Genomic DNA, 12,698 nt, shown 5'->3' on the forward strand with positions numbered 1-12,698 from the left:
AGCTGTCGATTATAGCACAGGACCGGTGTTTCTGACCACATTTTCATGAAAACATGCTATGATACTTCCAAAACCAGAAGGTATGAAACGAGGCAGACATGAAGAATTACCGTATGATCGTCGCCTATGACGGAACCAGATACAACGGCTGGCAGAAGCAGGGCGATACAGACAACACGATCCAGAACAAGCTCGAAACCATTCTCTCCCGTATGACCGGCGAGAAAGTCGATGTTCACGGCGCCGGCCGAACGGACGCCGGCGTGCACGCGCGGGGTCAGGTGGCGCAGTTCCGGACCGAAGGCGGGTATGAACCTGCGGAAATTCTCGCCTATCTCAACCGCTATCTTCCTGACGACATCGGCGTGCTGGAAGTGAAGGAAGCGGCTCCGCGGTTTCACAGCCGCTACAACGCTTCGAACAAATACTATCTTTACAGGATCGTCACCAAAAAGGCGTTTCACGTCTTTGACCGGAAGTATGTCTACGAATACCGCGGCGGGCCGCTTGACGTGGAGGCGATGAAGGTCGCGACGCTTCAGCTGATGGGAACCCATGATTTCCGGAGTTTCTGCGGCAATCCCCGGATGAACAAGTCAACCGTACGGACGATCCGCACCATCCGCATCACGGAAACAGCCGATGAAATCGATATCGGCTTCATCGGCGACGGCTTTCTCCAGTACATGGTCCGGATTCTCGTGGGTACGCTCATCGAGGTGGGCGAGCACCGGCGTGATCCCGAATCCATGGACGCGCTGCTCGAGGCGCGGAGCCGCCGGATGGCCGGCCCCACCGCGCCCGCGCAGGGTCTGACGCTGATGGAGGTGCGCTATCACTGAGCATGCAGCTTTCAGCCCTGACGGCGCAGGCCGGTCCCCGGACGGAGCACGGAGCTGCCTTCCCTCCGGGCAAACCGGTCAGCGTGCGGCCTCTTCCGCTTTTTCCTGACCGGACGGCTTTGTGAACACCATCGAGGACCAGCCGCCCTGACGTGTCACCTCCGTCTCCCGAAGTCCTGCCTTCCGGGCCGCTTCTCTGACCAGTTCTTCCCTCTCATTCAATATACCGGACGTGATGTAGACGCCGCCCGGCTTCAGGTGCCGGGGAATCTCCGGTGTGATCCCCGCGAGGATCTCGGCGATGATGTTGGCGCAGACCACATCATAGCATTCGTATCCCGCGGCGTCCTGAACAGCCCGGTCATCCGCGATATTGCCGAGTACCCGTTCAAAGTCCCGGTCATTGATCCCGTTGGCGGCGAGATTATCCGTGATGGCCGGCAGCGTATTCTCGTCAAGATCCGTTCCGAATACATGGGCCGCGCCGCTCTTGAGCGCCACGATGCCGAGAATGCCGCTCCCGGTGCCGACATCGAGCACACGTCCGCCCTTCTTCAGATATTTCCGGAGCGCACGGATCGCCAGCTGCGTCGACTCGTGGGCTCCGGTTCCGAAGGCTGTTCCGGGGTCGATATGAAGCACCATCGTGATATCCTCCGGCACCGCCTCGTCCGCTTCCCAGGTCGGCTGTATCCAGATGTCATCCACCCGGAAGCTGCGGAAGTACTGCTTCCAGTTGTTGATCCAGTCCTCTTCCTTCGTGACGGACCGCGTGATGGTTCCTTCTCCGATCTCCGCGTAGGCGCGCATCTCCTCCAGCGCCCCGCTCACATTCCGGATCGTCTCCGCCGGATCCGTTTCCGGTTCGGTATAAAAGGAAATCAGCGCCACATGGTCATCCGGCTCCGGATCCGGCACCACATCACCGAACAGTCCTCCGCTTTCCTCCGCCGTCACCGGCTTTTTATCCTCAATCTCCACGCCTTCATATCCAAGTCCGGCCAGCATGCCGCTCACCAGATCCTCCGCCTCCTCTGTGGTGCGGATGGTAAACCGATTCCATCTCATATTCTTCTCCCGCTGCGCACATAAGCGCAGAAAGCCGCCGGTCCCTTCGAGAGGAGCCGGCGGCTGCCGTCTTATGCCTCCGCGTCGCTCTGGCCCATCGCCTTGGCAAACGCTTTCAATGCATTTTTCTGTTCCCGGTTCAGCTTCGTCGGAACCTGAACGACCAGCGTTACATAGTGATCGCCTCTGCGCGCCCGGTCATGCACGGACGGCACGCCTTTCCCGCGCAGACGAATTCTGGTGTCGGTCTGAGTCCCGGCCTTGACGCTGTATTCCACCTCGCCGTCCACCGTCTTGATCCGGATCTTCCCTCCCAGCGCCGCCGTCGTGAACGGAACGGCTGCGGTCGAATAGAGATCCATGTCGTCACGCTGGAACAGCGGATGCCGGGCGACGCGCACCTCGACCAGCAGATCGCCCCGCGGTCCGCCGTTCGCGCCCGGCTCGCCCTTGTCGCGGATCCGGACGGACATCCCGTTGTCGATGCCGGCCGGAATATCCACGCTCAGTTTCGTCCTGCGGGAGACGTAGCCGGTTCCCCGGCAGTCCGGGCATTTCTCGCGGATGATTTTTCCTGTGCCGCGGCAGTCCGGGCAGACCGTCTCCGACTGCATCATGCCGAAAATCGACTGCTGCGTCGTCACGATACGGCCTGTACCGTGACACTTTCCGCATGTCTGGGGTTTCGTACCCGCCTTCGCACCCGTCCCGTGACAGGTTCCGCATGGCTCGCGGAGATTCAGCTCGATCTCCTTGGTGCAGCCGAACACCGCCTCCTCGAAGGTGATGCTGACCGCCGTGCGGACATTGGCGCCGCGCATCGGCGCATTAGCCGCACGCTGAGACGCACGCCGGCCGCCCCCGAACAGATCGCCGAAGATATCACCGAAAATGTCGCCCATGTCAGCCGCGTTGAAGTCAAATCCGCCTCCGCCGGCGCCGCCCTGAAAGGCCGCGTGGCCGAACTGGTCGTACTGACGCCTTTTCTCGTGATCGCTGAGCACGGAGTAGGCTTCCGATGCCTCCTTGAATTTCTCCGCTGCATCAGCATCACCCGGATTCACATCCGGGTGATACTTTTTGGCGAGTTTCCGATAGGCTTTCTTGAGGGTTTCGTCGTCGGCGCTGCGGTCGACGCCAAGTACCTCGTAGTAATCTCTCTTCTCTGCCATGCTTTATAATCAAACCTCTTTGTAGTCTGCGTCCACAACGTCGTCATCGCTGCCGGAATTCTGGTTCTGGCTGCCTGCGCCGCTGCTCTGCTGACCCGCCCCCGGGTTCTGCTGAGCGCCCTGTGTCTGCTGATACATCTTCGCGAACAGGTTCTGGGCGCTGGCCATCATCTTTTCCTTCGCGGCCTTGATCTCATCCACATCCGCGTCCGTCATGGAGGCAGCGTCCGGATGCTTTGCGAGGACGTCCTTCAGCGCCTTGAGGTCCGCCTCCACGGCTGCCTTATCATTCGCGTCCAGCTTGTCTCCGGCGTTCTTCATCGCGTCCTCGACCTGGAAGACCATGCTGTCGGCTTCATTCCGGGTATCGACCGCTTCCTTGCGCTTCTTGTCCTCGGCCTCGTACTGTTGCGCTTCCCTGACCGCCTTGTCGATATCGGCGTCAGACATATTCGAACCGCCTGTGATCGTGATGTGCTGCTCTTTGCCGGTGCCCAGATCCTTCGCGGAGACGTTCACGATGCCGTTGGCATCGATATCGAACGTTACTTCAATCTGCGGCACGCCTCTTCTCGCCGGTGCGATGCCGTCCAGCATGAAGCGGCCCAGAGACTTGTTGTCTTTCGCGAACTGACGCTCGCCCTGAAGGACGTTGATTTCAACGGAGGTCTGGTTGTCGGCCGCCGTGGAGAAAATCTGGCTCTTCTTGGTCGGGATCGTCGTGTTTCGCTCGATCAGCTTGGTGGCGATACCGCCCATCGTCTCGATGGACAGAGACAGCGGCGTGACGTCCAGAAGAAGGATGTCGCCGGCGCCCTTGTCGCCTGCCAGCTTGCCGCCCTGGATCGCGGCGCCCAGCGCCACGCACTCATCCGGGTTCAGATTCTTGCTGGGCTCCTTGCCGGTCAGCGTACGGACTCTCTCCTGCACGGCCGGGATTCTTGTCGAACCGCCGACCAGAAGGACCTTGGTCAGATCACTGTATGTCAGTCCCGCGTCCTGCAGCGCCTTCTGAACCGGCGGGACGGTCCGCTCCACCAGTTCGTGGGTCAGCTCGTTGAATTTCGCGCGGGTCAGGTTCATGTCAAAGTGCTTCGGGACATTGTTCACGGCTGTGATGAACGGCAGGTTGATGTTCGTCGTCGTCGCGTTGGACAGCTCTTTCTTCGCCTTCTCAGCCGCTTCCCTGATTCTCTGAAGGGACATCGGATCCTGGGAGAGATCCACGCCTTCCTTCTTTTTGAAATCATCGATCATGTACTGGGTCAGCACATTGTCGAAGTCGTCGCCGCCCAGGTGGCTGTCGCCGTTGACCGCCAGCACCTCGATGACGCCGTCGCCGATCTCGATGACAGAGACATCAAACGTGCCGCCGCCGAGGTCGTAGACCATGATCTTCTGATCGCTCTCGTTATCAAGGCCGTACGCCAGCGCCGCCGCCGTCGGCTCGTTGATGATCCGCTTGACCTCAAGGCCCGCGATCTTGCCGGCGTCCTTGGTCGCCTGACGCTGCGCGTCATTGAAGTACGCCGGCACCGTGATGACGGCCTCTGTCACCGGCTCGCCGAGATAAGCCTCTGCGTCCTTTTTCAGCTTCATCAGAATCATCGCGGAAATTTCCTGCGGCGTATAGCTCTTGCCGCCTGCTGTCACCTTCTCATTCGTACCCATCTTTCTCTTGATGGATGAAATCGTGTTGGCCGCGTTTGTCACCGCCTGGTTTTTCGCCAGAACACCGACAAGACGCTCGCCGTCCTTGAACGCCACCACTGACGGTGTCGTCCGCTCGCCTTCCGCGTTCGCGATGACGGTGGGCTTTCCGCCTTCCATCACGGCCACACAGCTGTTTGTCGTACCAAGATCGATACCGATAATCTTACTCATAATGTGATCTCCTCTCATTTCAGAATATATGGTTCCGGGTCAGAGACCCGGCTGTCTGTCTTTCTCAATTGGCTACGGAAACCATCGCGTGCCGGATCACGGTTTCCTTGTAGGTGTAGCCCTTCATCAGTTCTTTCGCCACCACGTTCTTCCCGAGCTTCGGGTCATCCACGTGCATCACGGCCTTATGCAGCTTCGGATCGAAGGGTTCTCCCTCCGTTTTCATCGCCTTGACGCCGATCTCATCGAGCGCCTTCTCAAACTGCTGTGCGATCTTCCGCATGCCTTCCGCGAAAGGATCATCCTTCTGGTCCTCCGGGATCGCCTCGATCCCCCGCTCGATGGTATCCATCACCGGAAGCATCCTGGTCATCGTGTCCTTCACTGCGAAGGAATAAAGATCCGCCTTTTCCCGTTCCGTCCGTTTCCGGAAGTTCTCGTATTCGGCCATCGTCCGAAGGTAGCGGTCCTTCATGTCAGCCAGTTCCTGCTCCTTCTTCTCGAGCGCCTTCTTCTCGCTGCGGGAGAGCTTCACACTCTTCACGTCATCATCGGACTTCTCTGCGATCTTCTCCGTCCCGGCCTTCGCCGTATCCGGCTTTTCCTCTGTATGTTCATCCGCCTTTCCGGCGCTGCTGACTTTCTCGTCCGCACCGGCGGCGTTCTTCTTCTCCTCGCTCAATTCCCGTCACTGTCCTCACTTTCTTCTTTTTTCCCTGTCAGCCTTCGGACGGTTCCGTTTCCGAACACCTCGTTCAGAGTCGCCTTCACGGTTTTCAGGTTATCCATGACCTTTTTGTAGTCCATGCGCTTCGGCCCGATGATCCCGATCGTGCCCTGCATGCCGTCGCCCAGCTCGTAGGTCGCCGTGACCACACTGCAGTCCTTCATCGAAGCCACCGGACTCTCATCGCCGATATAAACCTGAATGCCGCTGTCATTCTCCTCGGTCTGTTTCACGAAATCGGCAAGCACGTCCTTTTCCTCGAGCGTCGAGATCAGCTCGCTGGCCTTGGACCCTTCCGAGAGCTCCGGGTATTTGAAGATGTTGTTCGCTCCGCTGGTGTAGATCGTCATGTCCTCGTCGGTCTCCGCCCGGATCACGTCCGCGATGGTGTCCAGCACCTCCGACACGATCCTTGAGTGGCCCTGGGCCTCCTCCTTGATATTGGAGATCAGCCCCAGATTGATCTGGGCAAGACTGAGACCGCACAGACGCGTGTTGAGAAGCAGATTCAGTTTGAGAACCTGATCCTCGGAGATTTCCTCATCCAGGTCGATGATATGATTCTTGACGACATTTCCCTCGATCACGACCACGTTCAGCAGCTGTTTCGGACTCAGCCTCGACAGCTGGATGAACTTGACCTTGTTGCCCTTATAGGAGGAGGTCATCATCGCTGTATAGTTCGTGTTCGCAGCCAGCATTCTCACAAGCTGCTTCAGCACCTCTTCCATCCGGTTGGTCTTCGCGATCATGAGGCTGTTCATCGCCGTGACCTGCTCGGTCTTCTCCGTCACCAGACGATCCACATACAGTCTGTACGCCTTATCCGTCGGAATGCGTCCGGCCGAAGTATGCGGCTGAATAATGTAGCCCATCTCCTCCAGATCTGACATCTCATTCCGAATCGTCGCGGAGCTCACATTCAGATCCGTGTACTTGGAAATGGTCCGCGATCCTACAGGCTCACCGGTTTTCATGTAAGTCTGGATGATCGCGTTCAGTATTGTCATCTTTCTGTTATCCAGTTCCAAACCGCGTATCCTTTCCGGTTATTAGCACTCTTTCTATTGGAGTGCTAACACCTTGATTCTGACTATACACCCGACCTGCAATGGTGTCAACAGGTAATAAAATATTTCCGCATAAAAAATGCATCCCTCTTCCGCAAGGAAAAGGAATGCGCCTCCGGTTTCCGGGTCTTACTCATCGTTCCCGTCCGGCTTCTTATGCCTGAAAATCACCAGTCTGCTCGCCACATAATTGACAATGATCACGACCACATTAGCCACCACCTTGACGATCATATCATCGAAGCCCATCATGCCGGCGAAGACATTGAGCATCACGAGGTCGATCACCTCCGTGGCGATCCTGGCCGCAAAAAACGCGATCACCTCACGTAAGATTTCCTTTCCGGTCACCGCCTCCGAGTGGAAGACCCATTTCCGGTTCGTCAGATAGGCGAAGGTGACCGCCACAATCCAGGCGACAATGCTTCCTGCCGAAAGGCCCATATGGAAAACGTGGGAGCACACCCAGTATGTCGCGATGTTGGCAAGCGTGGTCAGCACGCCGAAAACAGCGTAGGGAATCACATCACTGTACTTTTTCAGCAGTTCTTTCATCACAAATCTCCGTTGCGCATCGATCCGGGACCAGGAACAGACGCAGGCCCCGCCCTTCCTATGAAACATGTGCGATTATACCACGTTTTTCCGTCCTGTCACATCTTTTCACATCTGATGGCGGACAACGGCGTACTCATCGTCCGGGCGGTAGTACGGGCACTCGTCCTGAGGCGCCGTATAGAACCGGACCAGCTCGTCCTCGTCCATGTCCATCTCGCAGATCATCTCTCCTGTTTCCTCGTCGCTGACGCAGTTCGCGCAGCTGTCGCAGATCTCCGCCATCTCTCTCCACTCATCCTCTCTTCCGCTGCTTCAGCGGGACTTCCGCGCAGCGCCCGGAGATCGGCCGCCTTCCGATTCCCGGTTCCGCTTTCAGAGCGTTCTGTCGACGTGTTTTCCTCCGCCCCCTCGGCTCAGGCCATGCCGCCACGGTTGTAGCGCCTCTTCTTATTATAAGTCCTGGGTGTGCGGCTGTCCGCTCCTCCGGCCGGCTTCCGGTGCGAGATCCTCACCCGGCGCGCAGTGTCCTCGGCATCGTCAAGATTCCTCTTCAGCTCCGCCATCTGGTCGCGGAGCTCCGCCGCCATCTCGAAATTCAGCTCGGCCGCTGCGGCGCGCATCTGCTTCTCCACCTTGCCGATCAGTTCGACCAGTTCGTCACGGTCCATATCCTCCGGATCCCTGCCGGCCTTCTTCTCCGTCTCCGCCACATCTCTTGCGGTGGAGATCAGATCGCGGACCGCCTTTTTGATCGTAGTCGGCGTGATGCCGTGGGCCTTGTTGTAGGCCTCCTGAATCGAGCGGCGGCGGCGCGTCTCATCGATGGCGCGCCGCATCGAATCCGTGATCACGTCCGCATACATGATCACATGCCCTTCCGAATTCCGCGCCGCCCGTCCGATCGTCTGAATCAGCGAGGTCTCCGAGCGGAGGAATCCCTCCTTGTCCGCGTCCAGAATCGCCACCAGCGTGATCTCCGGGATATCGAGTCCCTCCCGGAGAAGGTTGATGCCGACCAGTACGTCAAAGACATCGAGCCGCATGTCCCGGATGATCTGCGTCCGCTCAAGCGTATCGATATCGGAGTGAAGGTAACGGACCCGGATTCCCGCGTCCTTCAGATAATCCGTGAGATCCTCGGCCATCCGCTTCGTCAGCGTCGTGATCAGTACCTTGTGATGCTTCTCCGTTTCCCGGTGCACCTCCGTGATCAGATCATCGATCTGACCTTTCACCGGCCGAACCTCCACCTCCGGGTCCAGAAGTCCCGTCGGACGGATGACCTGTTCGGCTCTGAGCAGCTCATGCTCCGCCTCATAGTCCCCCGGCGTCGCCGAGACGAACAGAATCTGATCGATCCGTTCCTCAAATTCGCGGAAATTCAGCGGCCGGTTGTCCAGCGCGCTCGGCAGCCGGAAGCCGTAGTCCACGAGCGTGTTCTTCCGGCTCCTGTCTCCGTTGTACATCGCGCCGATCTGGGGAATCGTCTTGTGGGACTCATCGATGATGATCAGAAAATCGCCCCTGAAGTAATCGATCAGCGTGTACGGCGGCTCTCCCTCCTTCCGTCCCGTCAGATGACGGGAGTAGTTCTCGATGCCGGAGCAGAAGCCGGTCTCCCTCATCATCTCCACGTCGAAATCCGTCCGTTCTCCGATCCGCTGCGCCTCCAGAAGCTTGTCATTCGCCTTGAAACAGCGGATCCGCTCCTCCTTCTCCTTCTCGATCGCCTCGCAGGCGGCGTTCATCCGGTCCTGAGGCACCACATAGAAGGAGGCCGGGTAGATCGGCGCATAGGTGAGCTCCGCCATCGCGTTCCCGTCCACCGGGTTCACCTTCGTGACCCGGTCAATCTCGTCTCCGAAAAACTCCACGCGGAGCGCGTAGTCGTCCGCATCCGCCGGTATGACCTCGACCGTATCGCCCTTCACCCGGAAGGTGCCGCGGTGAAAGTCGATCTCATTCCGCTCATACTGCATGTCGATCAGCTCGCGGATCAGCTCGTCCCGGTCCTTCCGCATGCCCGGCCGCACCGACGTCATCATATTCATGAAATCGTCCGGCGCGCCGATGCCGTATATGCAGCTGACCGAGGAGACAATGATGACGTCGCGCCGTTCGCTCAGGGAAGAGAGGGCGGACAGGCGCAGCCGGTCGATCTCGTCGTTCACAGCCGAGTCCTTCGCGATATAGGTGTCAGAGGAGGGTACATAGGCCTCCGGCTGATAGTAATCGTAGTAGGATACGAAGTACTCCACCGCGTTCTCCGGAAAAAACTCCTTGAACTCCGAGTAAAGCTGAGCAGCCAGCGTCTTGTTGTGCGCGATCACCAGCGTCGGCTTCTGAAGCTGCTGAATCACGTTGGCCATCGTAAAAGTCTTCCCGGATCCGGTGACGCCGAGCAGCGTCTCGGCCTGATTGCCCCCGCGAAAGCCGTCCACCAGTTCCCGTATGGCCTCCGGCTGATCGCCGGTCGGCCGGTATTCCGAATGCAGTTTGAATTTCATCTCTCTCCTTACATCTGTGAAGCGAAACAAAAAAGTGCCGCGGAGCGAACCCCGGACACTTTTCCTCATTTCCGAACCGGTCTCTTCCGGCGGCCGGGCTGTATGCCCGGACTTAAGTACGCTCTCTTCCGCCTGTCAGACGTTGAGATGACGCCGCACCGTGATCACCGCACCGATCAGCCCCACACCGACTCCGAGAAGCAGGGCGATGGGCACCAGATACTGGAACACATACGCGCCGGTCAGCAGCACATTTCCCATCGTCGTCAGAAAGCCGAAACGGGTCAGGATCTGCACCAGCAGCGCGTTGTAGACAATGTAGAGAATCACCAGCGGCAGCACCGAACCGATCAGCCCAAGCAGAAAGCCTTCCACGATGAAAGGGGCCCGGACGAAGGAATCCGTCGCGCCGATCAGCTTGCTGATGGCGATCTCATTCCGCCTCACCTCGATGCCGGTATTGACGGTATTGGCGATCAGAATCACCGAGACAATCAGCAGAACCGTGATGATGGCCACGCAGGCATAGGTGAAAAGACGGTTGAAACTCTTCAGATTCTTCGCGGCGCCGCTGCTCTGGTTGACTTTTCTGACGCCGTCGATCGCCTTGACGGACTGCACCACCGCGTCCTGGTTTTCCACTTCATCCACCAGGACGGTGTAGCTCGCGTAACCGGCCAGCGGATTGTCGCCCTTAAAACCCTCGGCCAGCGACGGATCAGAGGAGAAATACTCCTTCTGGTAAGCTGACCAGGCCTCGTCCGCGGACGTATACTTCACGGAGGTCACATGCGGAATCTTTCTGATCTCCTCGCCGATGCCGCGGATCCGGTCGTCCGCGGTTCCTTCCTTAAAGAAGACGGTAATGCCCACCTTCTGCTCAAGTCCCGCCCGGAGCGAATCCACATTCATGATGATCGAAAAAAACGCGCCGAATATGAAAATGCAGGCCGTCATCGTCGCGATGGACGCGATCGAGAACATCCGGTTCCGCCCGATGTTCCGGAATCCCTGACGGATCTGATATCCAAGTGATCTAGGCTTCAATATAACCACCCTCCTCGACGTCTCCGGCAATGGCTCCCCTGCGCATCACGATGACACGCTTCTGGAACTGATCCACCAGTTCCCTGTTGTGAGTCACCACGAGAACGGTCGTGCCGCGGTTGTTGATCTCCTCGATCAGTTTCATGATCTCGTAGGAATTTCGCGGGTCCAGGTTTCCTGTCGGCTCATCGGCCAGCAGAATATCGGGCCGGTTCACGATGGCGCGGGCGATGGCGACGCGCTGCTGCTCGCCTCCGGAAAGCTGACGGGGCAGACTCCTGTATTTGCCCGCCAGGCCGACCTCCTTCAGCGTCTGCGGGACGCGCGCGCGGATATCCCGGTTCCGCGCCTCCACCACATGCATCGCGAAGGCGACGTTTTCATAGACATTCAGCTCCGGCAGAAGCCGGAAATCCTGAAAAACCACCCCGATCTTCCGGCGGAAGGCCGGAATCTGGGAATGCTTCATCGTATTGAGCACCTTTCCGTTCACGGTGATGACACCGCCGGTCGGTTCCAGTTCCTTCAGAAGCAGCTTGATCAGCGTCGTCTTTCCGGATCCGCTGTCGCCGACAAGGAAAACGAACTCTCCTTCGTCCACATGCAGCGAGATCTCGTCGACAGCAGGCTGTCCGTTTTCGAACCGCTTGCTGACGCGGTCAAGATCAATCATAAAGCCTCCTTTTGTCACGGAGAGCGGATCAGTATTCCAGCGTCTCCATGTACTTCATATACTTGACGACCATCAGCGCAATCTTGAAGGTGATGGCGTCATCGAAAACACGGAGATCAAGCCCCGTGCTCTTCTGAAGCTTGTCGAGACGGTAAACCAGCGTGTTCCGGTGGATGTAGAGCTGACGGCTTGTCTCGGAAACATTCAGGGAATTCTCGAAGAATTTGTTGATGGTAGCCAGCGTCTCCTCATCGAAGTCGTCCGGCGACTTGTCCGTGAAGATCTCCTTGATGAACATCTTGCAGAGCGGAATCGGAAGCTGATAAATCAGCCGTCCGATTCCAAGCTGGCTGTAGGCAATGATATTCTGCTCCTCGAAGAAAATCTTGCCCACGTCGAGCGCCATCCGCGCCTCCTTGTAGGAACGGCTGACTTCCTTGATCTCTCCCACCGCGCTTCCGTAGGCGACATGGATCGCCCCGTGGTCGCCTTCCGCCAGCGTGGAGACAATGGAGGCGGCGATATCCGCCATCTCCTTCGCGCCGTCCTCGTCGCCCAGCTCCTTGATGATGATGATGGACTTCTCGTCCACCGCCGTGATGAAGTCGTTCTTCGACTTGGCGAACAGGCCCTTCACCGCTTCCAGTGTACTGTAGTCCTTGCTCTGCTCGGATTCAAGAATATAGACGACCCGCTTCACATCCGTCGCGATGTGAAGCCTCTTGGCACGATTATATACATCAACCAGCAGCAGGTTGTCAAGCAGCAGGTTCTTGATGAAGTTGTCCTTGTCAAAGTGTTCCTTGTAGGCAATCAGCAGATTCTGGATCTGGAACGCGGCCAGCTTGCCCACCATGAACGTCTCCTCGCTTCCGGAAGCGACGACGATGTACTCCAGCTGATAGTCGTCGTAGACCTTAAAGTACCGCTGATCGCGGATCTCCTGGGAATCAGCCTGCGAGTCGGCAAAGCTGACGATATCCGAACGGTTCACCGTGACGTCGTCTCTGGTCGACGCCACTACCTTGCCGTCCAGGTTGACGACGGTCAGTTCACATTTTGTGATCGCCTTGATTCCGTTTATGGTATCCTGCAGCACAAGATTCGATAGCATCTGCGTACCTCCGCCCTATCATCGTACTTATTTAAT

12 protein-coding genes are annotated in these 12,698 nt (G+C 57.9%); 1 reads left to right on the forward strand and 11 read right to left on the reverse strand.

What is annotated here, in order from left to right:
* The first annotated feature begins 98 nt into the window (after positions 1-98).
* A complete protein-coding gene (truA, locus tag G4C92_RS01375; RefSeq protein ID WP_274940845.1) occupies positions 99-842 on the forward strand; it encodes a tRNA pseudouridine(38-40) synthase TruA in 744 nt (247 codons plus the stop codon).
* Positions 843-920: 78 nt separating this feature from the next.
* Here truA and G4C92_RS01380 read toward each other — a convergent pair whose 3' ends face one another.
* From G4C92_RS01380 to G4C92_RS01430, 11 genes are all read right to left on the reverse strand, one after another.
* Entirely contained in the window at positions 921-1,910 is a 990-nt protein-coding gene (locus tag G4C92_RS01380) for a 50S ribosomal protein L11 methyltransferase (protein ID WP_274940846.1), read from the reverse strand.
* A gap of 71 nt (positions 1,911-1,981) precedes the next feature.
* Positions 1,982-3,082 carry a molecular chaperone DnaJ gene (dnaJ, locus tag G4C92_RS01385; RefSeq protein WP_274940847.1) on the reverse strand — a complete coding sequence of 367 codons (1,101 nt, stop codon included), beginning with the start codon at positions 3,080-3,082 and terminating at the stop codon, positions 1,982-1,984.
* Positions 3,083-3,091: 9 nt separating this feature from the next.
* A complete protein-coding gene (gene dnaK, locus G4C92_RS01390; protein WP_274940848.1) occupies positions 3,092-4,966 on the reverse strand; it encodes a molecular chaperone DnaK in 1,875 nt (624 codons plus the stop codon).
* A 64-nt stretch (positions 4,967-5,030) separates the two neighbouring features.
* Positions 5,031-5,648 carry a nucleotide exchange factor GrpE gene (locus G4C92_RS01395; RefSeq protein ID WP_274940849.1) on the reverse strand — a complete coding sequence of 206 codons (618 nt, stop codon included), beginning with the start codon at positions 5,646-5,648 and terminating at the stop codon, positions 5,031-5,033.
* Positions 5,645-6,703, reverse strand: coding sequence for a heat-inducible transcriptional repressor HrcA (gene hrcA / locus G4C92_RS01400; RefSeq protein ID WP_274940850.1), 1,059 nt, complete (start codon positions 6,701-6,703; stop codon positions 5,645-5,647). The genes G4C92_RS01395 and hrcA overlap by 4 nt, the downstream gene beginning before the upstream one ends.
* A gap of 189 nt (positions 6,704-6,892) precedes the next feature.
* Positions 6,893-7,318 carry a GtrA family protein gene (locus tag G4C92_RS01405; RefSeq protein WP_274940851.1) on the reverse strand — a complete coding sequence of 142 codons (426 nt, stop codon included), beginning with the start codon at positions 7,316-7,318 and terminating at the stop codon, positions 6,893-6,895.
* Between the two features lie 108 nt (positions 7,319-7,426).
* The gene (locus G4C92_RS01410; protein WP_274940852.1) at positions 7,427-7,603 is read right to left on the reverse strand and encodes a DUF6472 family protein; all 177 of its coding nucleotides are present in this window, start codon (positions 7,601-7,603) and stop codon (positions 7,427-7,429) included.
* A gap of 131 nt (positions 7,604-7,734) precedes the next feature.
* The gene (uvrB, locus tag G4C92_RS01415) at positions 7,735-9,828 is read right to left on the reverse strand and encodes an excinuclease ABC subunit UvrB (protein ID WP_274940853.1); all 2,094 of its coding nucleotides are present in this window, start codon (positions 9,826-9,828) and stop codon (positions 7,735-7,737) included.
* Between the two features lie 135 nt (positions 9,829-9,963).
* Positions 9,964-10,875, reverse strand: coding sequence for a permease-like cell division protein FtsX (gene ftsX, locus G4C92_RS01420; protein WP_274940854.1), 912 nt, complete (start codon positions 10,873-10,875; stop codon positions 9,964-9,966).
* On the reverse strand, positions 10,865-11,548 hold the full coding sequence (ftsE, locus tag G4C92_RS01425) for a cell division ATP-binding protein FtsE (RefSeq protein ID WP_274940855.1): 684 nt from the start codon (positions 11,546-11,548) through the stop codon (positions 10,865-10,867). The genes ftsX and ftsE overlap by 11 nt, the downstream gene beginning before the upstream one ends.
* A gap of 28 nt (positions 11,549-11,576) precedes the next feature.
* Entirely contained in the window at positions 11,577-12,662 is a 1,086-nt protein-coding gene (locus tag G4C92_RS01430) for a PucR family transcriptional regulator (RefSeq protein ID WP_274940856.1), read from the reverse strand.
* Between the last annotated feature and the right edge of the window lie 36 nt (positions 12,663-12,698).

The organism is Chordicoccus furentiruminis, from assembly GCF_019355395.1.
GTDB lineage: Bacteria > Bacillota > Clostridia > Lachnospirales > Lachnospiraceae > Chordicoccus > Chordicoccus furentiruminis.